Below are 21,123 nucleotides of genomic sequence, written 5' to 3'. Positions count from 1 at the left end.
CGGTCGGAGCAGTTTTGTGCGGCTGCGAAATGCACCGCTTGCGCGCATCGCGTTCGTCGTATCGGCCTTCGTCAGTTTAAGTGCCTGCGAGCAAAACAGTTTTGTTGCGCCGCCGCCGCCCAAGGTCGAGGTTGCGCCGCCGGTGCAGCGCGCCGTCACGCGTTATCTGGACGCCACCGGAAACACCGCGCCGATCCAGACCGTCGATCTCGTCGCGCGCGTGCAGGGCTTCCTGCAGGCGATCAACTATCAGGACGGCTCCTTCGTGAAGGCGGGGACCACGCTGTTCACGATCGAGCCGGAGACCTACAAGCTAAAGCTGGAACAGGCGCAGGCCGCAGAGGTCGGCGCGCAGGCGACGCTGAAGCAGGCCGAGCTCGACTTTAAGCGGCAGACCGATCTGGTGCAGCGGCAGGCGGTCTCGCAAGCGACCCTTGATACCTCGACGTCCACCCGGGACAACGCCCAGGCCAGCCTGCAGCAGGCTCAGGTCAACACCAGGATCGCGGCGGTCAACTACGGCTACACCAACGTGGCAGCGCCGTTCGACGGCATCGTCAGCAATCACCTGGTCTCGATCGGCGAGCTGGTCGGCGTGACGTCGCCGACGCAGCTTGCCACCATCGTGCAGCTCGATCCGATCTATGTGAATTTCAACGTCAACGAACAGGACGTGCAGCGCGTGCGGGATGAAGCGCGCCGTCGTGGTCTGACGGTCAACGAGCTCAGGCAGTTGCCGGTCGAGGTCGGCCTGCAGACCGAGACCGGCTTTCCGCACAAGGGCAAGCTTGATTACATCTCGCCGACCCTCAATCAGTCGACCGGCACGCTCGCGGTCCGCGGCGTGTTCCCAAATCCGGACCGGACCTTGCTGCCCGGCTTCTATGTCCGCGTTCGCGTGCCGTTCGACAAGCAGGACAAGGCGCTGCTGGTGCCCGACGTCGCGATCGGCAGCGACCAGGCCGGCCGCTACGTGCTGGTCGTCAATGCCGAGAACGTGGTCGAGCAGCGCAAGGTGACGACCGGCCCGCTCGATGAGGGGCTGCGCGTCATCGAGAGTGGCCTGAAGCCGGATGACCGCATCGTGACCGCCGGATTGCTGCGCGCGATCCCCGGGCAGAAGGTCGATCCGCAGGTGCAGAAGGCCGACGCGGCGCCGACAGCCGCCAAATAGGACGCACGCGCCATGATCTCGAAATTCTTCATCGAGCGCCCGGTCCTTTCCAACGTCATCGCGATCCTGATGATCCTGATCGGCGGCGTGGCGCTGTACAATCTCGCGGTCGCGCAATATCCCGACGTGGTGCCGCCGACGGTACAGGTGACGACGCGCTATCCCGGCGCCTCGGCCAAGACGGTGGTCGACACCGTGGCGCTGCCGATCGAGCAGCAGGTCAACGGCGTCGAGGACATGCTGTACATGCAGTCCTACAGCGGCGCCGACGGCACCTATACGCTGACGGTGACCTTCAAGATCGGCACCGACCTCAATTTCGCGCAGGTGCTGGTGCAGAACCGTGTCTCCAGCGCGCTGTCGCAGCTGCCGACCTCGGTGCAGAACCAGGGCGTCACGGTCCAGAAGCGGTCGACCTCGATCCTGCTGTTCGTGACGCTGACCTCGCCGAACAAGACCTATGACAGCCTGTTCCTGTCGAACTACGCCACCATCAACATCCGGGACGAGCTGTCGCGCCTTCCGGGCGTCGGCAACGTCACGGTGTTCGGCGCCGGGCAATATTCGATGCGGGTCTGGCTCGATCCGAACAAGCTGCAGGTGCGCGGGCTGGTGCCGCAGGACGTCATCCAGGCGATCCAGCAGCAGAGCCAGCAGGTCACCGCCGGCCAGGTCGGCGCGCCGCCGACGCCGGCGGGCCAGGCGTTCCAGTACACGCTGAACGTCAACGGCCGGCTCGACGACAAGAGCCAGTTCGAGGACATCATCGTCAAGACAGGCAATGTCGGCGACGTCACCCGGGTCCGCGACGTCGGTTGGGTCGAGCTCGGCGCGCAGACCTACAGCCAGATCTTCTCGCTGAACCAGAAGCCCGCGACCGGCATCGGCGTGTTCCAGTCGCCGGGCGCCAATGCCTTGCAGGTCGAGAAGGCCGTCGAGAAGAAGATGGCGGAGCTCGCCAGGCAGTTCCCGCAGGACATCAAATACGACACGCCGTTCGACACCACCAAATTCGTCAACGCCTCGATCGAGGAGGTCTACAAGACCCTGTTCGAGGCCGGCCTGCTGGTGCTGGTCGTGATCCTGGTCTTCCTGCAGGACTGGCGGGCGATGCTGGTGCCGGCGACCACCGTGCCGGTCACGATCATCGGCGCGTTCGCGGCCATGGCGGCGCTCGGCTTCACCATCAACCTGTCGACGCTGTTTGCGATCGTGCTGGCGATCGGCATCGTGGTCGACGACGCCATCGTCGTGGTCGAGGGCGCGGCGCACAATATCGAGCGCGGCATGTCGGGCCACGACGCCGCGATCAAGGCGATGGACGAATTGTTCGCGCCGATCGTCGGCATCACGCTGGTCTTGATCTCGGTGTTCCTGCCGGCGGCGTTCCTGCCCGGGCTGACCGGGCGGATGTACGCGCAATTCGCGCTGGTGATCGCCGCCACCGCGCTGCTCAGCGCCGTCAACGCCGCGACGCTGAAGCCGACACAGTGCGCGCTATGGCTGCGTCCCCCCGCGCCGCCCGAGCAGCGCAATTTCTTCTATCGCGGCTTCAACGCGGTCTATGACCGGCTCGAGCGCGGCTACACTCGGCTGGTCAGCGGCATCGCCGGGCATGCCAAGACCTCGGTCGCTGTTGCGCTTGTCATCATCGGGCTTGCCGGCTACGGCCTGTCGCGGGTGCCGACCGGATTCATTCCGATCGAGGACCAGGGCTATCTGCTCGCCGCGGTGCAATTGCCCGACGGCGCGGCCCTCGACCGCACCCAGCACGTGCTCGACGAGGTCACCAGGATCGCCGGCAAGACCCCGGGCGTCGACCAGGTGGTCAGCATCGCCGGCATCTCGGCGCTGGACAATTCCTCGAGCCTCGCCAATGCCGGCGTCGCCTATCTGATCCTGAAGGACTGGAGTGCGCGGGGGCCGGGCGAGGATCTGCGCTCGCTGGTCTACGGGCTCAACGACAAGCTCGCGGTGATCCCGGAGGCGCGCATCCTGGTGATCCCGCCGCCGCCGATCCAGGGCATCGGCAACGCCGCCGGCTTTGCCATGCAGGTCGAGCTGCGCGACGGCAATGCCGACTACGGCAAGCTGCAGGCGGTCACCGGGGCGATCGTGGCCAATGCACAGACCCAGAGCGCGCTGCAGCGGGTCCAGTCGTCGTTCCGCTCGATGGTGCCGCAGTTCGACGTCGACGTCGATCGCATCAAGACGCAGACCCTGCATGTCACCCCCGACCAGATCTTCGCGGCGCTGTCGTCCTATCTCGGCGCCAGCTACGTCAACCAGTTCACCAAGTTCGGCCGCACCTTCCAGGTCTATACCCAGGCCGAGGCACAGTACCGCCTGAGCCTGCGCGACATCGAGAACATGATGGTGCGCAACAGCAACGGCGACATGATCCCGCTCGGCACGGTCGCCAAGATCACGCCCTCGATCGGACCGTCGCTGATCAGCCTCTACAACCTCTATCCGTCCGCCTCCATCATCGGGCTGCCGGCGCAGGGTTACTCGTCCGGCCAGTCGATGGCGCTGATGGAGGAGATCGCGGCCAAGACGCTGCCGCCCGGGTCGGGCTTTGAGTGGACGGCGATGTCGTACCAGGAGAAGGAGGTCGGCAGTCAGATCTACTACGTGTTCGCGCTGGCGCTGCTGCTGGTCTATCTCGTGCTCGCCGGGCAATATGAGAGCTGGTACGCGCCGATCTCGGTGATCCTCGCCGTGCCGCTGTCGCTGCTCGGCCCGACGCTGGTGCTGCTGAGCCTGAATATCGAGAACAACCTCTACACCCAGATCGGCACCATCTTGCTGATCGCGCTGTCGGCCAAGAACGCGATCCTGATCGTCGAGGTCGCGCTGGAACGTCATCTGCGCGACGGACGGTCGGTGCTGGATGCGGCGATCGACGCGGCGCGCGCGAGATTCCGGCCGATCCTGATGACGTCGTTCGCCTTCATCCTCGGCGTGCTGCCGCTGGTGATCGCGACCGGCGCCGGCGCAAACGCCCGCAAGTCGATCGGCATCACCGTGTTCTCCGGCATGATCGCCTCGACCTGCCTCGCCGTGCTGTTCGTGCCGGCGTTCTTCGTCGTGGTGCAGAGTTTTGAGAACTGGCGCAAGGCGAAGAAAGGCAAGACGGCGCCGCAAGCCGCTCCACAGGCGTCGGGCACGGCGCATTAGGTCTGCGCATTCAAACCTATCACCGTGCCCCTGAGAGGCCGTGAATGGATGACTCTCGATGACGCAACATACTCGATGTCGTCCCGGCCTAGTGCGCAATTGCGCACGGGAGCCGGGACCCATAGCCACCGAAGGTCATTGCTGCACGACGCTGGGGCCACAGCTTTCTAACGACTCAACCCTGTGGTTATGGGTCCCGGCTTTCGCCGGGACGACGAGGGGAGAGATTGCGCTGCATCCCCGTCACCCTGAGGAGGCCGCGAAGCGGCCGTCTCGAAGGGGCGACGGCCACCAGCCGGGCCGTGCATCCTTCGAGACGCGCTACGCGCTCCTCCAGCGACGAAGGCGAAGCCTTTGCGCGGGGATGACGGGTTCGGAGATGTTCCCCGCCTACACCTTCACCATGCGCTTGCCGCGATTTTCGCCGGCCAAGAGCCCGATCAGCGCCTGCGGCGTGTTCTCGAGGCCGTCGATCACGTCCTCCTGCACCTTGAGCTTGCCCGAGGCGACCCAGGACTGCAGGTCGGCGAGTGCGGCGTCGCGCTGGTCCATGTAGTCCATCACGATGAAGCCCTGCATGATCAGCCGCTTCACCACGATCAGGCCGGGCACGCCGCGCGGGCCGTGTGCGGAGGGGACGCCGTCATATTGCGAGATCGCGCCGCAGCAGGCGATGCGGCCGCGATTGTTCATCTGCGCCAGGCAGGCTTCCAGAATGTCGCCGCCGACATTGTCGAAATAGACGTCGATGCCCTTGGGCGCCGCCGCGCGCAGCGCCTTGTAGGTCGCGCCGTCCTTGTAGTCGACCGCGGCGTCGAAGCCGAGCTCGCTGGTCAGCCAATGGCACTTGTCCTTGCCGCCGGCGATGCCGACGACGCGGCAGCCCTTGATCCCGGCGATCTGGCCGACGATCGAGCCGACCGAGCCCGCGGCCGCCGACACCACCACGGTCTCGCCTTCCCTGGGCTTGCCGACGTGGAGCAGGCCGAAATAGGCGGTCAGGCCGGCAACGCCGTAGACGCTGAGCAGATGCGTCATCGGCTCGAGCTTCGGCATCTTTGCCAGGTGCTTGGCGGGCACGGCGGCATAATCCTGCCAGCCGGTGTCGCCGAACACGATGTCGCCGGGCTTCAGGGTAGAATCCTTCGACGAGATCACCTCGGCGATGCTGCCGCCGGCCATCACGGTGTTGGCTTCCACCGCAGCGCGGTAAGTGGCGCCGTGCATCCAGGCGCGGTTGGCGGCATCGAGCGAGATGTAGCGCGTCCGCACCAGCGCCTCGCCGTCCTTCGGCGTGGGGATCGTCCCCGTGGTCAGACGAAAATGCTCGGGGCCAAGCTTGCCGGTCGGCTTTTCGACAAGCAGGATCTGGCGATTGACGGTGTCGTTCATTGGCGGTGTCTCCCCCTTTGCCTTCGCTTTGCCTTCCCTTGGCGTTGGTCGTTTCGCATGCAAATTGACCGCGACGCGCGCAGCGCCTTGCACAGATTGTGCGCTGCATGAACGCTAGTCCGCGCGCTGGCATTCCACAACGGGAACGTTTCGGCAAAGTCCCGCTGGACGCGAAGCGTGTTGCGTAGCTGCGTAAATCTGCCACACTTGCCCTCCGCCGGGAACTGACGGGGGTAAGAGAATGTCCAGCAGGTTTACGCAGTATATCCTGATTGCGATGGTACTTGGCATCGCGATGGGGACGATTGTCTTCAACTACTTTCCTGACAGCCGTGCCGAGATCGCAGCAGACGTCAACCTGATCGCGATGCTGTTCCTGCGTCTGATCAAGATGATCATCGCGCCGCTGGTTTTCGCAACCCTCGTCGGCGGCATCGCCCATATGGGAAGCGGCGCCAAGCTCGGCCGCATCTTTGCCAAGACCATGGGCTGGTTCGTCTCCGCCTCCTTCGTCTCGCTGCTGCTCGGCCTCGTGATGGTCAACCTGCTGCAGCCCGGCGCCAACTTCCCCGGCACGCTGCCCGACAAGGCGCAGTCGACCGGGCTGCCGGTGTCGGCGTTCTCGATCGAAAAATTCCTCACCCATCTGATCCCGACCTCGATCGCGGACGCGATGGCGCAGAACGAGATTCTGCAGATCGTCGTGTTCGCGGTGTTCTTCGCGGTCGCGCTCGGTGCGATGCCTGAACGGGCCAAGCCGATCATGAGCCTGATCGACGACCTCGCGCACATCATGCTCAAGGTCACCGGCTATGTGATGCTGTTCGCGCCGCTCGCGGTGTGGGCCGCGATCATGGCGACCGTCTCGAAGAACGGCCTCGGCGTGCTTTGGAAGCTCATCGTCTTCATGGGCGGATTCTATCTCTCGCTCCTGATCCTGTGGGGCATCCTGGTCGTCGTCGGGTTCATCGTGATCGGGCCGCGCTACAGCCATCTTTTGCGGCTGATCCGCGAGCCGCTGATGATCGCGTTCTCGACCGCCTCGTCGGAGGCGGCCTATCCGAAGACGCTGGAGGGGCTGAACAGGTTCGGCGCCTCCTCGCGCATCTCGGCCTTCGTGCTGCCGCTCGGCTATTCCTTCAACCTCGACGGCACGATGATGTACTGCACCTTCGCGAGCATCTTCATCGCGCAGACCTACCATATCGAGATGTCGCTCGGCACGCAGCTCGCGATGCTGGCGACGCTGATGATCACCTCCAAGGGCGTCGCCGGCGTGCCGCGCGCGTCGCTGGTGGTGATCGCCTCGACGCTGGCGCAGTTCAACATCCCCGAGGCGGGCCTGCTGATGATCATGGGCATCGACACCTTCCTCGACATGGGCCGCAGCGCCACCAACGTGATCGGCAACTCGCTGGCGACCGCCGTGGTCGCGAAGTGGGAGGGTGAGTTGAAGCCCGAGCACGAGCTCGGGCCAGACGACGCGGTGCCGCAGGATGCGGTGCCCGGCGCCGTGATGGCCGGCCATTGACGGGAGGGATGCATGCATCGCGCCCGCTGGAGGCCGATACGGGCTGAGGCGCCTCTCCTGTCGACACGCCTGCTGTCAGCGTGTCTGCTGGCGGCAAGCCTGCTCGCCGCACCGGCGTCCGCACAGCCGGCGGGCGAGGGGCTCAGCCCCACGCTCGCCAACATCAAGGCCACGCACACGGTGCGGATCGGCTATCGCGAAAGCTCGCCGCCGTTCTCGTTCCTCGATCACTCCAACCGGCCGATTGGCTACAGCCTCGAGCTGTGCGATGCGATCGTCGAGGAGATCGGGACCGAGGTCGACGACGCCAATCTCAAGGTCGACTACGTCAAGGTCACCTCCGACGACCGCATTCCGGCGGTCGTCGACAAGAAGATCGACCTTGAATGCGGATCGACCACGGCGAATGCCGAGCGCGGCAAGCAGGTCGCATTCTCGCCGCTGATGTTCGTGGCCGGCACCAAGCTGATGGTGCCGAAGGCCTCCGGCGTCACCCAGGTCGCCGACCTGAAGGGCAAGACGGTGGTGGTGACCAAGGGCACCACCAACGAGCAGGCGATGCACAATGTCGACGCCAAGCAAAAGCTCGGCCTCAACATCGTCACCGCCCCCGACCACGAGCAGTCCTACCAGATGCTGGTGGACGGCAAGGCGGATGCGTTCGCGACCGACGACATCCTGCTCCACGGCCTGATCGCGCGGCACAAGTCGCAGGACAAATTCCGCGTCACCGGCGACTACCTGTCCTACGATCCCTACGGCATCATGTACCGCAAGGGCGAGCCGCAGATGAAGGACGTGGTCGAGCGCGCGTTCCGCAGGCTGGCCTCGAACCGCGACATCGTCCCGCTCTACAACAAATGGTTCGTCGCCCGGCTGCCGACCGGCGAGAAGCTCAACGTCGCGCTGTCACCGCAGCTCGAAGAGGCCTTCAAGGCGCTCGACGATTCGCCGGGCGGGTCGAACTAGCCGCGAATTTAGGCCTCTCCCCTCAAGGGAGAGGTCGGAAAGTCCGGTGCGCGCCGTTCACCGCCAATAGCGCCGCGACAAATCCAGGCACTGCCGGACCCAGTATCCGTTCACATGGATCAACTGGCATGTGCTCGGAGGCGGCTCCTTGATGATCGGGTAGCCGTGGATGTCGATATTCGTCGGCGCCGTGACGCCGCGCCAAAACACCGCGTTGGCGGCCGGAGGATTGAAGGCGGCGGCGAACGCCGCGAGTGCGACGAAGCTCAAAAGAAGTTTGCGCATAATCTGTTTCCGGATCAATCAATGCACGGAAGCGTACTCCCTTGCGCAGGATGAGCAAGGCGCTGAATCGATCAAAGTGACGGTCAGAACTTCGGTGCCGGCTGTACCGCCGCCCCCGCGTCAGCCGCCGCGAACCGCCATGCATGCGAGGGCAACGATGCCGACCGCCGCCAGAACAACCATGACCTGGAAAACCGCGCGCCCAAGAATCGCTCCCATCAAAGCTCCGTCGATCCGGCGGGATCTTCCTTCGAGTGTCCACGCGCCGCGATCTCTGGAGCATCATCGGCAGGCAAGATTCGGCTGTTGCGGTCTGCGAACTCGTCGCTTCACCGGCTAATGTCGTTCGGCGACGATTCGATCGACCTGTTGCTTCAGCTCTGCTTCCATTTCGGAAATGACGTCGTGCGGCAGGCGAGCGCGGAGCGGATCGGTCGTCTCGTGCTGCATCCTGGGCCGCTTGGCGAGCGCGGGTCGTTTAAGCGCCTGATCCTCGATCAATCGTCGAGAGGACGCATAGCCTGTCGCGCCGGCCGTCACGTCAGTCCCGTGGGGTCCGCAAGGATCCTGATCCGACTGCACAACGTTCTTCATGAGCTCTGCCTCCTGGCACTATCTCGCAAGAATTCCCTTGCTCAGGCCCGAACCATTCGGCTCGTCCGGCTTGTCGCCCATCGATGACGCTGAAACCTGCAAAGTTGTTCCGCACGGAACCTGCAAAGGTCTGCCGGAACAGTCCCTCATGAAGCGGGAACCAGAACCATCAGCGTCCTCGATCATTAACTCTGGTTGATCGTTCGGAGGTCGCCATGGCTTACGCGAGACCAATTCGTCAAATAGCAATTGTGGTCGAAGACGACACGATCCAGCGCGACATGATTGCGCTGTTGTTGGAAGAAGGCCATTTCGACGTCATCCAGTGCGAAGATGCCGAGACGGCAGCGCTGGCCATCAAGATGCGTCATCCGTCGCTGGTGGTTACCGATATCAAGCTCATGGGCAAAATGGATGGCGTCGAGCTTGCACGCTTGGCCGTCGATTGCGACCCGGGCGTGCGCGTTATGGTCATCTCGGGCCGGCCCCCGGACAGCGCGCTGCCTGAGGGCGTCAAGTTTTTCGAGAAGCCGGTTTATCCACCCATGCTGCTGCGAGAGCTGGCGTCGTAGATCTCGCCGACGGGTGGCCCATGCAAGATGATCCCGAAATCGATTGGCACCGGGAGCAGATTGCGAAGAACCGGGAACTGATCGCGGAATTGCAATCCGGAAATACGGCGGGGGGTGACGTGTTTCCGGAGACGCAAGCCGAGATCGACCGTCTCATGGCACAGGTCGAGCAATCGGAATTGATCGTCGCCGCCTATGAAAAGGAGCACCCGCAAGACTGATCGGGCGCTCACAGTGCAGGATGGCGCCGGCGAGCCCGGGTCGTCGGGCAGGGAAACGCTACGCGAACACTTCGTCCAGCGCCGCCGAATACGCCGCCTCGACCAACGCCGGATGCCGGCGCCCCAGCGCTTCCATCTTCACCCCGGAGTTCACCTCGAGGATTTTCCACGCGCCATCCGTGCGCACGACGTCGATCGAGGCGAAGCGGATGCCGACGGCCTGCGCGGCCTTGATCGCGAGCGCGACGCAGGCCTCGCGCATTGCGTCATCGGCGAGCAGCACGGGCTCCGCGCCGGCATCGAGGTTGTGCCGCCAGTTCAGCAGAAGCCGTTCGCCGGCGGGCGGAACGGCGTCGAGCGCGGCGGCATCGAAATCCTCGGTGATGGTCTTGAGTTGCTCGGCCGTCGCGCTCGCCTGCGCCAGCGCGCGCAGCGACTGGATGCCGTCGCCAGTCACCGACGGGCGCGCCTTGCCGTAGACGATCAGCGCGCGCGCATCGAGCAGCACGACGCGCACCTCGTCCACGATCTCGACATAGGGCGAGATGGCGAGACTTGGATGTGCGGCAAGGACGCGCGCGACCGCGGTCTCCAATTGCGCCCGCGTCGTCACGCGGAACACGAGCTCGCCGGAGGTCCCCTCATTGGGTTTGATGACGAGCCCCTGCGGATGCTGCTCGAGCAGACGCTGCATCGCGTCCAGCGAGTCCGATCCCGGGATGTGCTTGCTGAGCTTCGCGCCCAAAAACAGCGTATGCGGAATGACGGGGACGCCGGCCGATGCCAGCACGTCCGCGCAGGCCGATTTGTCGTTGGCGACCTGATGCGCGACCGCGCTGTTCAGCCCGACGTCGTAGCCGATCGCGAGCCGCCGCGCGTTGCCCTTGGTCATGGTGACCAGCCAGCCGCCGGACCGCACCTCGACGGCAATCGCGTGCGCCAAACAATATTTTTTGATGGTTTCCAGGAAGATTCGCTGGCTGATCAGGACCACGAGATCATTTTCCCTTCACCGCGGTTTTTGTAGCAATTAATTGCCAGATCGATGCCGATCTCAGCAAGTAAATTACGTACAGCGCCACGTGTTAACGATGACGTCGTTGAACCTCTGCGCGAAATCGAACGACTGCCATTCTGAGATCGCAATTGCACGCCAGTTGATCTTGACTATCTCCTGCATTGGCGCAATGGACACGCGAGATCTTCAGTGATTTCGGCCACTTCCGCGCCGTCGCGAGCCGTCTAGAAATCAAACCATTCTAATTCTGGTCAGTCGAGAAAACGAAAACCCATGAGCGCGTTCTATCGAGAGAAAGTTCTTTCCGTTCAGCACTGGACCGATACGCTTTTCAGCTTCCGGGCGACCCGCGATTCCGGTTTCCGCTTCCAGAACGGGCAGTTTGCCATGATCGGCCTTGAGGTCGACGGCAGGCCGCTGCTGCGCGCCTATTCGATGGCGAGCGCCAATCACGAGGAAGAGCTCGAGTTCTTCTCGATCAAGGTGCAGGACGGCCCGCTCACCTCCAAGCTGCAGAAGATCCGCGAGGGCGACACCATTCTGGTCGGCCGCAAGGCGACCGGCACGCTGATCACCGACAACCTGATTCCCGGCAAGCGGCTGATGCTGCTGTCGACCGGCACCGGCCTCGCGCCGTTCGCCAGCCTGATCAAGGACCCCGAGGTCTATGATCGCTACGATCAGATCCTGCTGGTGCATGGCTGCCGTCAGGTCTCCGAGCTCGCCTATGGCGAGGAGCTGGTCGCCAAGCTGCGCGACGACGAGCTGTTCGGGCCGCTGCTGTCCGAGAAGCTCTCGTACTACCCGACCGTGACGCGCGAGCCGTTCCGCAACCGCGGCCGCATCACCGATCTGATCACCTCCAACCAGCTGTTCAGTGACCTGCATCAGGGCCCGCTCGACATCGAGACCGATCGCATCATGATGTGCGGCAGCCCGGCTATGCTGGAAGAGCTGAAGCAGCTGTTCGAGACGCGCGGCTTCAAGGAAGGCAGCGGCAACACTCCCGGTCACTTCGTGATCGAGAAGGCGTTCGTCGAGCGCTGACCGGTGTCGTCCCGGGCAAGCGAAGCGCGACCCGGGACCCATAACCACCGTTGCTGATTGGACGAAGGCTGAGGCCCACCGGGCTTCAGCCTTTTGCATGTGTGCCGAGTATGAACGACAGCTTGGAGGTGGAAGTCCTCTATCCAGCCTGATGACGGCGAAGGATTAGCGAAGCGCAAGGGCGTCATCGCGAGGTGGGGTCTGAAGACAGCGTGGAGCAAAGCCGCGGCTCGATGGACAATTACCGGATAACGAGGCCTACCCGGCCGGACGAGCGAGCATGTGATCGCGAAGTCCATAGTCATCAAGGGTCGGGGTGGTAAATCCGGCGAGCGTGCGGTGAAGGCGGTCGGTCTTACCTCGGGAGGTCTGTGCTGTGTCCCGGTAACGGGACTGAGGTCGTCGTAAGGCGACTTGACCGCAGCGCAGAAGTCAGCAGCGGGCATAGTAGGCGGTGGCGTGCCGTCGAAGGCCCAAACGGTGGAAGTGGCCAGTAGAACGGTGATCTCGCGCGAGCCATGCGGCAGAAGAATCAGGTCGAGCTGAACTTGGGCACCGGAGCGAAGGGTGAAGCCCCGAACGCCGCCGCCCAAGAGTCCGAAGCGCGCGCGGCGGCCACCGCCCTCGAACGCCCGGCGGCCGCAGGGCCGTCGATGGAAGCGGTAATCGAGCGTGAGAACCTGAAGACGGCGTTGGCGCAAGTGACGCGCAACAAGGGCGCGGCGGGCGTCGATGGGATGACCGTCGATGAGTTGCCGGCCCACCTGAAGGAGCACTGGCTAGCGATCCGAGCCCAGTTGCTTGAGGGCACCTACAAGCCGCAGCCGGTGCGGCGGGTGGAGATACCGAAGACGTCGGGCGGCCTGCGGCCGCTCGGCATCCCGACGGTGCTCGACCGCTTGATCCAGCAGGCGGTGATGCAGGTGCTGCAGGCGGATTGGGACGGGACGTTCTCCGAGACCAGCTTCGGCTTCCGGCCGGGGCGCTCGGCGCATCAGGCGGTGGAACGGGCGCAGACGTACATTGCGGCCGGCCACAGCTTCGTGGTGGACATCGACCTGGAGAAGTTCTTCGACCGGGTCAACCACGACATCCTGATGAGGCTCGTTGCCAAGCGGGTGACTGACAAGCGCCTCCTGAAGCTGATCCGCGGATTCCTGAATGCGGGTGTGCTGGAGAGAGGGCTGGTCAGTCCGACGGAAGAGGGTACGCCGCAGGGCGGTCCGCTCTCGCCGCTATTGTCGAACCTGATGCTGGATGTGCTGGACAGGGAACTGGAAAGACGCGGCCATCGCTTCGTGCGCTACGCCGATGACTGCAACATCTATGTGCGCAGTCGGAAGGCGGGCGAGCGGGTGCTGGCGGGCATCGAACGGTTCCTCGAAAAGCGCCTCAAGCTCAAGGTCAACAAAGCCAAGAGCGCGGTCGCCAAACCGAGCGTTCGCAAGTTCTTAGGCTTCAGCTTTATCGGTGGGAAAGAACCGCGTCGGCGCATCGCGCCGCAGGCACTTGCCCGCTTCAAGGCGAAGGTCCGAGGACTGACACGACGCACCTGCGGCCGAAGCCTCGCGCAGATTGCCAAGGAACTATCGCGCTATCTGATCGGATGGCGCGGCTACTTCGGCATCTGCCAAACCCCGTCGGTGTTGCGCACACTTGACGAATGGCTCAGGCGGCGGTTGCGCGCCATCGCCTGGAAACAATGGAAGCGCGGTGACACTCGCTTTGCCGAGCTGCGACGCTGCGGCGTCGGCCGGGATCTGGCGGCACAAACCGCCGGCAGCCCGCATGGCCCTTGGCGGCTCGCGAACAGCCCCGCGCTCACCATCGCCATGCCAATCGCGTTCTTCAGGGCACTCGGCTTGGCTTCCGTCGCGGCACAGCAGCCCGCATAATCCACCGAACCGCCGGATACGGACCCGTATGTCCGGTGGTGTGGGAGGGGAGAAGCCGCGAGGCTTCCCCCTATCCCGATTTGTGGTTATGGGCACCGGCCCCGTGCGCAATTGCTCACTAGACTAGGCCGGGACGACGATGGTGTTTGTAGTGCGCACCATTGCCACGCTGCTATAACGCCCCCAACGCCGCGCGGCCTTTGCGCGAACGCGGCGATTTGGGAGCAGAACCTTGTCCATCACCGATCCGGATGCACCGAAAACCGCCTTTGTGTTTGCCGGCGGCGGCAGCTTTGGCGCGATCCAGGTCGGTATGCTGCAGGCGCTGGCCGCGCATGGCGTGGTTGCCGACATGGTGGTCGGCTCCAGCGTCGGCGCACTGAACGGCGCGTTCTACGCCGGCGACCCGACGGTCTCGGGCGTCGCGCGGTTGGCCGAGATCTGGCGCGGCCTCAGCCGTCAGGACGTGTTTCCGGTGACCTGGCGGACGCTGGTGAGCTTCCTGTGGCGGCGTGACTTCCTGATCCCGCATGACGGCGTCCGCAAGCTGATCGACGATTACATCCCGTTCCGCAATCTCGAGGACGCGCGGATCCCGATCCACATCGTCACCACAGACATCATCAGCGGCGACAGCGTGGTGCTGTCGGAAGGTTCGACCGCGGAGGCGATCGTCGCATCGACCGCGATCCCGGGCGCGTTCACGCCGGTGCACTACCGCGATCGTTTCCTGGCCGATGGCGCGATCTCCAGCAACACGCCGGTCCGCGTCGCGGTCAGGCACGGCGCCAAACGGCTGATCGTGCTGCCGACCGGGCATGCCTGCGCCAACCAGGCGCCGCCGGTCGGCGCGCTCGCCAATGCCCTGCACGCGCTGACGCTCCTGATCGCGCGGCAGCTCGTCAACGAGCTCGAGAACATCGGGCCCGATGTCGAGTACTTCGTGGTGCCGCCGCTCTGCCCGCTGGTCGGCTCGCCCTACGATTTCTCCCGGACCTCGGATCATATCACGCGGGCGCTCGACACCACCAACGCCTGGCTCGACGGCGACGGTCTGAAGCCGGGCCACATCCCGCACGAATTGCAGCCGCACGACCATTAGGCGAACGGTGCTCTCTCCTCATCTCCTCTGCAAGCGCACTCACATGCGCGGGTGATGACACCGCGTGGTGCGACGCCTCGAATCGAGAACCATCCCCATCGTCGTCCCTGCGAAAGTGTTTGGTCCCGTATGATTGGCGAGGGCCCGCATTGGGGCCTGGTAGCGGAGGCATTTGAGCCTGGTTCGATTGTAGTCGTGGACGAATTTGGCGATGAAGGTGTCTCGATCGGCGTGATCGATGAAGGTCCGCCGCGGCGTATGGGTCCCTGCTCCCGTGCGCAATTGCGCACCAGGCAGGGATGACGGGTTGGAGGAGCCGCAGATTCACATCACGATTTCGGGATAATAGAATAATGCCGCTGATTTGCCCGACGTGTCAAGGTGCCTGGTCGAGCGCAGGCGTCGCCGGCTCCTTTGCATGGGGTTGTTTTCGATATTTTGGCAGCGCGCCCTGCGACGGCAGGTTATCGCATGCGCTCCCCTTCGTTGCAGTGCAAAAGTCGATTTCGTTTTAGTTTGACCGGTATCCGCACCCGCCCATTCGGGCGGTTGTCACATCTGTGACTGCTCGGCCGTATAACCGTAGTGCACTTGTTCCGCGAGTTGGATTAGGCTCGCGGCCGACAGGTCATTTGGGCAGACCGGAGGAATTTCATGGATACAGTGCTGCTTCCGTTCTCGCCGCGCTTCATCGTGCTGACCATCTGCGCCGTCGTCACCGCGCTCCTGCTGCTGGTTGGAATTTTCGATCACAAGGTCTTCAGGATCGTCCTGATCCCGCTGGTCATCTTCGGCGCGTTGACATTGCTCGGCATTCGCGACCTCACCCAGAAGAACCACGCGGTGCTGCGCAACTACCCGATCTCGGCGCATGTCCGCTTCCTGCTCGAGGAAATCCGCCCGGAGATGCGGCAATATTTCTTCGAGAGCGAGAAGGACGGCATGCCGTTCTCCCGCGACACCCGCGCGGTGGTTTACCAGCGCGCCAAGATGGTGCTCGACAAGCGGCCGTTCGGCACCCAGGAGGACGTCTATCGCGAGGGCTATGAGTGGATGCACCACTCGGTGGCGCCGAAGCCGAGGGCCGACCAGAAATTCCGCATCACCATCGGCGGCCCGGACTGCACCAAGCCGTATTCGGCCTCGGTCTTCAACATCTCCGCGATGAGCTTTGGCGCGCTCAGCCCGAACGCGGTGCGGGCGCTCAATGCCGGCGCCAAGAAGGGCGGCTTCGCCCACGACACCGGCGAGGGCGGCGTCAGCCCCTATCACCGCGAGATGGGCGGCGACATCATCTGGGAGATCGGCTCCGGCTATTTCGGCTGCCGCAACCGCGACGGCACCTTCAATCCGGATCTCTTCGCAAGCGTCGCGGGTGACGACCAGATCAAGATGGTCGAGCTCAAGATCAGCCAGGGTGCCAAGCCCGGCCATGGCGGCGTGCTGCCGGCGGCGAAGGTTTCCGAGGAGATTTCCAAGATCCGGGGCGTACCGATGGGCGAGGACTGCATCTCGCCGGCCTATCACAAGGCGTTCTCGACGCCGCTGCAGATGATGGAATTCGTCACCCGGATGCGCAAGCTGTCCGGCGGCAAGCCGGCCGGCTTCAAGATGTGCATCGGCCATCCCTGGGAATTCCTGGCGATCTGCAAGGCGATGCACGAGAGCGGCCTCTATCCCGACTTCATCGTGGTCGACGGCAATGAAGGCGGCACCGGCGCCGCGCCGCTCGAGTTCATGGACCATCTCGGCATGCCGATGCGCGAGGGCGTCAATTTCGTCCACAACGCGCTGATCGGCATCGGCGCGCGCGATCGCATCAAGATCGGTGCCTCCGGCAAGATCGCGACCGCGTTCGACATGGCGCGCGCGATGGCGATCGGGGCCGACTGGTGCAATTCGGCGCGCGGCTTCATGTTCGCGCTCGGCTGCATCCAGTCCCTGAGCTGCCACACCGATCGCTGCCCGACCGGCGTCACCTCGCAGGACCCGATCCGCAACCGCGCGCTCTACGTGCCCGACAAGATCGACCGCGTGTACAACTACCACCACTCGACCCTGCATGCGCTGACCGAGCTGCTCGCCGCCGCCGGCCTCGAGCACACCAAGGAGCTGCGCCCGATCCACTTCTCGCAGCGGAGTTCGACCACCGAGGTCTCTTCCTTCGCCGAGCTCTATCCGACGCTGCGCTCCGGCGAACTGCTCGAAGGCACCCAGGACCGCCGCTTCCGCGACGCCTGGGCGATGGCGCGCGCGGATTCGTTCCAGCCGGCGGGGTAGGGGCTACGCTCATTGCGTACCGGCGGACGCGCCGAACCATTTGGTCAGCGCCTCGGTTAGCCCCGCGCGCGTTCCCTCTCCGACCCACGCCACATAGCCATCGGGCCGCACCAGCACCGCGATCGGGGCCGAAACCGTGCCGTGCGCGGGAAGCTCCCATGCGCCGCGATACTCGGCATCGACCAGCTGAACCCGGTCGGTCCATCCCGCGATGGCGATGCCGCCGGGCTCGCCGAAATTCAGCAGAACCGGCCGCGCCCGCTGCAGCAGCGCGAAGACCTGCACCGGGCCGTTGGCGGTGACCAGATCGAGATCGGGCATGCGGCGTCCGAGCAGCGGATGGCCGTCGCCAAGATCGTAGTGAAGATCGAGGCCGGACATCATCGCGGCAAAGCATTTGCGCGGCACGTCCATGCGCAGAAGGTCGGAGACGATCTCGTTCAACGCCTTGGTGCGCGGATCGGTGCGGTTGAGCGCGACATGCGCCATGGTGTTGCGCAGCACGCGGGCCGCCACCGGATGCCGTTCGGCTTCGTAGGTGTCGAGCAGGCTGTCCGACGCGATCTGCTTGACCACCTGGGCCAGCTTCCAGCCCAGGTTCACCGCGTCCTGCACGCCGATATTGAGGCCCTGGCCGCCCATCGGTGGATGCACATGGGCGGCATCGCCGGCCAGCAGCACGCGCTGTTTGCGGTAGGTCACGGCCTGCCGGGTCATGTCTGTGAAGCGCGAGATCCAGCCCGGACTGTGGATGCCGAAATCGGTGCCGTACGCGGCGACCAGCGCCTCGCTGACGTCGCGCAGGGGCGGCTCCCGGTCGGTGCCGAGTTGCCGCTCGGCCAGCACCAGCCGCACCCGCCCGCCAGCGTCCGCCTTGCCGATTGCCGAGGTGCCGGTGTCGTGCTGGCGAAAGCCCCATTCCGGCTCGCCCGACATCTCGGCCTCGGCGATCAGCCAGCTCGTGGTCGGATCCCATCCGGCGAATTCGATGCCTGCCGCTTTGCGGACGAGGCTCCGGCCACCGTCGCAGCCGACGAGATACTGTGCCCGGAGCAATTGGCCATCCGACAGTTCGACGTCGACGCCGACGTCGTCCTGCGTGAAGCCGGTCACGTCGCGCGCGCGGATAATCGGCACCGCCAGTTCGCCGACCCATTCGCCGAGCAGGCGCTCGATATGGTTCTGCCGGAGCCCCAGCGTGAAATTGCGCCGGGTCGGAAAGTCGGTGATCTCAAGCGGAACCAGGTGCGAATGGAACAGCACTGCCGGATGGCGCGTCCCCAGCGCGACGAAGCGGTCGCCGATGCCGCGCTGATCGAGCACCTCGATGGTGCGCGCGTGCAGGCCGCCGGCCCGAGCGCCGATCAGGTCCTCCCCCGCACGCCGCTCGACAATCGCAACATCTATTCCCGCCAGCGTCAACTCGCCCGCCAGCATCAGCCCGGTCGGACCTCCGCCGGCAATCACGACAGCATGTTCCCGCATCCCGCACTCCCTCCGTTCGATTGGGCGCGCGTTCTACGGGATGACCCCGGGCTTGCGGCAAGCCCGGGGGGTCTACATATATCTGAGTGGGGAGAGGGCGTTCGCTGCCCGAACCAACCAACTCCGAGACATCGTTGAGAAGAACGGCGCGGCAATTTGCTGTCGTCCCGGCGCAGGCCGGGACCCAGAGATGGCGCGTTCAGAACTCGCCGTGGATGCGGCCGGAGAAGATGTGCACCGGGCCGCGGTCGGCGTTGTAGGCGGGGTTGGTGATGAACTGATAGTCCGCGGTCAGCGTCAGGTTCTTGTTCACCTGATAGGCGTAGTAGGTCTCGAAGATCCGCTCCGGGCTGTAGTTCAGCGCGCCGTCGCCGATCAGCAGGCCGAGGCCGCCGGCGGCAAGGTAGTCGCGATGCGCTGATGACAGCCCGTTGATCGCGCCGCCGATGCCGATCGTGTCGTTCGCCCGTCCCCACCTGCTGCCCTTGATGGACAGGCCGCCCGACACGCTGCGATCGACATCGGTGAACGACAGGATCTCGGTCCGGCCGTCGTTCCAGCTGAGGCGGCCGAACAGGCCGACATCCTTTGCGATCTGCTGCTCGCCGTTCAGATAGAAGCCGTATTTCAGATTGTCCTTGCGGATGCCGGCCATCACGTCGTTGATGTCGAGCCCCGGATTGGCGTCCTCGATCGCGAGCGCCTGGGCGTAATTGCCGGTGTTGCCGCGGTTGCCGAACACGCCGACGCGCAGCTTGCCGGGCTGGTCGAAGATCGAATAGCGGCCCTCGAATTCCACCACGGCGCCGCCGGTGTTGAACACCAGAACGTCGCTGTTCGGTGCGTTCGGCACCTGGAACACGCCGGCGCGCACCGCCCAATCCTTGCGGTTGAGCTCGACCACGGCGCCGCGGGTGTAGCCGGGCAAGTCGGCTGGGAAGTCGTAGGCGGCGGACGCCCACATCGCCCAGTTCATGAAATCGGCGCGCGGGTCCTTGGCGTAGGAATTGCCGTCAAAGAAATCGCCGACCGCAAAGCGCCCGACCACGAGCGTGAGGCGATCGATGTCACGCTTGCCGGCGATCTGGTTCGGGCCGTCGGCGACGTCTTCCTGCTCGCCGCCGAAGCCGAAGGTCTGCTTGAAGTAGTAGCGCTGCGGCCGGATTTTCGGGAACGGCGCGCCGGCCTTCTGGGCTTCGCCGTTCGAGAAGCCGGCAAGGCCGAGCGTGCCGTTGAGGCCAAAGCCCTGCGCGGTTTCCGGGTTGAAGTAGAACTCGCCGCCTTCCCAGAGCCGCACGCCGAGAAACGCCGTCGTGGTCCAGGTCTGCTGCAACTGCCTCGCGCCGGGAAGGCTGTTGGTGCCGGCATAGGGCGAGCGGAAGGACGGATAGGTCTGCGGCAGCAACGTCGTCTGGCCGTGCACGCTCCAGTCGCTCGATTCGGGCAGTGCGGTGCGCGTCGGCGTCGCCGACCATGGCGAGTCGCCGAGCTGATAGTTGAGGCCGAATTTCAGCAAATGGATGCGCGGGTCGATGCTGACGCCGGGCAGGCCGAAATCATTGAGGCCGAGCGTGCGGCGCGACAGGTCGACATAGTCGTATTCGACCTTGGCGGTCCAATTGCCGCTCACCGCGAATTCGGCGCCGGCGCCGACGGTCCAGCCGGTCTGGTACTGGCCGGGCTCCGAGATCACCTCGCCCGCGGCGTCGTTGACCCGAACCTGGCTGTGGCCCCAGGCGAAGCCGCCGGTCACGTAAGGCATCCAGGTGCCGAAAGAGTAGCCGGCGCGGCCGCGCAGCGTGCCGACATAGTCGATCGACGAATTGAAGGGGCCGAGCACCCGCCGCGGCAGGTCGGTCGGGCCGGTGAAGGTCGCATCCGCCTCGATGCCGAGCACGAAGCGGTTGGCGAATTCCCTGTTGTATCCGACCTGGAAGCCGCCGATCCCGCCGGTGATGGTGGGCGGAAAGAACACGCCCTGTTCCAGGATCGGATTGGTGCCGGGGCCCAGCGTGCCGTCGCCATAGCCGACATGGGCGCCGACATAGAATCCGGTCCAGCTGTAGACCGCCCTGGCGGCGGGGGATTTGAGCGCCAGATCGGCCGCGGTCGCCGGCGCGCCGAAGGTTGCCGCACCGAGCGCTGCGCCGGCGGCGATCTGGACCCGGAAGAGGCGGACGCAGGTCATGACGCGGCTTTCCGCGAACGAGTGGCGGTTTCGCCCGGCATCACTGCAGATTTGGTGGCCGCTTGCCACCCGAGATTTGAAATCATCGCCCGCCGTCCCCGGTCCGATCTGTGTCGTCCCATCCAAAGCCAGATCAGCACCTAGCATCCCCTGTCGCTTATTGCAAATAATTCGCAATAGCAACTGAGGC

At 64.7% G+C, this 21,123-nt stretch carries 16 protein-coding genes; 10 read left to right on the top strand and 6 right to left on the bottom strand.

Translation table 11 applies throughout. From position 1 onward, the window contains the following. Positions 1–16 precede the first annotated feature (16 nt). Together ACVWZM_RS15730 and ACVWZM_RS15725 are read left to right on the top strand one after the other, a co-directional pair. Positions 17–1,174, top strand: a complete 1,158-nt coding sequence (locus ACVWZM_RS15730; RefSeq protein WP_253588204.1) for an efflux RND transporter periplasmic adaptor subunit — start codon at positions 17–19, stop codon at positions 1,172–1,174. Positions 1,175–1,186: 12 nt separating this feature from the next. Then, positions 1,187–4,354, top strand: a complete 3,168-nt coding sequence (locus ACVWZM_RS15725; RefSeq protein ID WP_076832735.1) for an efflux RND transporter permease subunit — start codon at positions 1,187–1,189, stop codon at positions 4,352–4,354. 390 nt (positions 4,355–4,744) lie between these two features. Here ACVWZM_RS15725 and ACVWZM_RS15720 read toward each other — a convergent pair whose 3' ends face one another. Next, positions 4,745–5,746 (bottom strand): NADP-dependent oxidoreductase, encoded by a 1,002-nt coding sequence (locus ACVWZM_RS15720; protein WP_253638015.1) that lies wholly within the window; start codon positions 5,744–5,746, stop codon positions 4,745–4,747. 241 nt (positions 5,747–5,987) lie between these two features. On the opposite strand from ACVWZM_RS15720, the gene ACVWZM_RS15715 reads away from it, so the two are divergent. Both ACVWZM_RS15715 and ACVWZM_RS15710 read left to right on the top strand, forming a co-directional pair. Continuing rightward, complete coding sequence (locus ACVWZM_RS15715) at positions 5,988–7,277, top strand: dicarboxylate/amino acid:cation symporter (protein ID WP_057020131.1); 1,290 nt, start codon at positions 5,988–5,990, stop codon at positions 7,275–7,277. Positions 7,278–7,289: 12 nt separating this feature from the next. Next, entirely contained in the window at positions 7,290–8,246 is a 957-nt protein-coding gene (locus ACVWZM_RS15710; protein ID WP_057020130.1) for an amino acid ABC transporter substrate-binding protein, read from the top strand. A gap of 57 nt (positions 8,247–8,303) precedes the next feature. Here ACVWZM_RS15710 and ACVWZM_RS15705 read toward each other — a convergent pair whose 3' ends face one another. Next, positions 8,304–8,531, bottom strand: coding sequence for a hypothetical protein (locus tag ACVWZM_RS15705; RefSeq protein WP_028337614.1), 228 nt, complete (start codon positions 8,529–8,531; stop codon positions 8,304–8,306). Positions 8,532–8,867: 336 nt separating this feature from the next. Further along, positions 8,868–9,125 carry a hypothetical protein gene (locus tag ACVWZM_RS15700; RefSeq protein WP_456853816.1) on the bottom strand — a complete coding sequence of 86 codons (258 nt, stop codon included), beginning with the start codon at positions 9,123–9,125 and terminating at the stop codon, positions 8,868–8,870. A 215-nt stretch (positions 9,126–9,340) separates the two neighbouring features. Here ACVWZM_RS15700 and ACVWZM_RS15695 point away from each other — a divergent pair, with 215 nt between their 5' ends. Further along, positions 9,341–9,697, top strand: coding sequence for a response regulator (locus ACVWZM_RS15695; RefSeq protein ID WP_076832727.1), 357 nt, complete (start codon positions 9,341–9,343; stop codon positions 9,695–9,697). Between the two features lie 20 nt (positions 9,698–9,717). Continuing rightward, positions 9,718–9,918, top strand: coding sequence for a hypothetical protein (locus ACVWZM_RS15690; RefSeq protein WP_456853814.1), 201 nt, complete (start codon positions 9,718–9,720; stop codon positions 9,916–9,918). Positions 9,919–9,976: 58 nt separating this feature from the next. Here ACVWZM_RS15690 and ACVWZM_RS15685 read toward each other — a convergent pair whose 3' ends face one another. Next, the gene (locus ACVWZM_RS15685) at positions 9,977–10,912 is read right to left on the bottom strand and encodes an ATP-grasp domain-containing protein (RefSeq protein WP_057020126.1); all 936 of its coding nucleotides are present in this window, start codon (positions 10,910–10,912) and stop codon (positions 9,977–9,979) included. A gap of 297 nt (positions 10,913–11,209) precedes the next feature. Here ACVWZM_RS15685 and ACVWZM_RS15680 point away from each other — a divergent pair, with 297 nt between their 5' ends. The 4 genes from ACVWZM_RS15680 (at position 11,210) to ACVWZM_RS15665 (ending at position 17,260) form a co-directional block, all read left to right on the top strand. Next, entirely contained in the window at positions 11,210–11,983 is a 774-nt protein-coding gene (locus ACVWZM_RS15680) for a ferredoxin--NADP reductase (protein ID WP_076832718.1), read from the top strand. Positions 11,984–12,501: 518 nt separating this feature from the next. Further along, on the top strand, positions 12,502–13,878 hold the full coding sequence (gene ltrA, locus ACVWZM_RS15675) for a group II intron reverse transcriptase/maturase (RefSeq protein ID WP_456816111.1): 1,377 nt from the start codon (positions 12,502–12,504) through the stop codon (positions 13,876–13,878). Between the two features lie 232 nt (positions 13,879–14,110). After that, complete coding sequence (locus tag ACVWZM_RS15670) at positions 14,111–14,980, top strand: patatin-like phospholipase family protein (protein ID WP_456853812.1); 870 nt, start codon at positions 14,111–14,113, stop codon at positions 14,978–14,980. A gap of 654 nt (positions 14,981–15,634) precedes the next feature. After that, positions 15,635–17,260 carry an FMN-binding glutamate synthase family protein gene (locus ACVWZM_RS15665; protein ID WP_456853810.1) on the top strand — a complete coding sequence of 542 codons (1,626 nt, stop codon included), beginning with the start codon at positions 15,635–15,637 and terminating at the stop codon, positions 17,258–17,260. Positions 17,261–17,269: 9 nt separating this feature from the next. Here ACVWZM_RS15665 and ACVWZM_RS15660 read toward each other — a convergent pair whose 3' ends face one another. Both ACVWZM_RS15660 and ACVWZM_RS15655 read right to left on the bottom strand, forming a co-directional pair. Further along, positions 17,270–18,745, bottom strand: coding sequence for an FAD-dependent monooxygenase (locus tag ACVWZM_RS15660; protein WP_456853808.1), 1,476 nt, complete (start codon positions 18,743–18,745; stop codon positions 17,270–17,272). A 199-nt stretch (positions 18,746–18,944) separates the two neighbouring features. Continuing rightward, positions 18,945–20,933 (bottom strand): carbohydrate porin, encoded by a 1,989-nt coding sequence (locus ACVWZM_RS15655; RefSeq protein WP_253588198.1) that lies wholly within the window; start codon positions 20,931–20,933, stop codon positions 18,945–18,947. Positions 20,934–21,123: the final 190 nt, after the last annotated feature.

This window comes from Bradyrhizobium sp. USDA 4501 (assembly GCF_054062115.1).
This window is presented reverse-complemented; position numbering and strand designations above follow the sequence as displayed.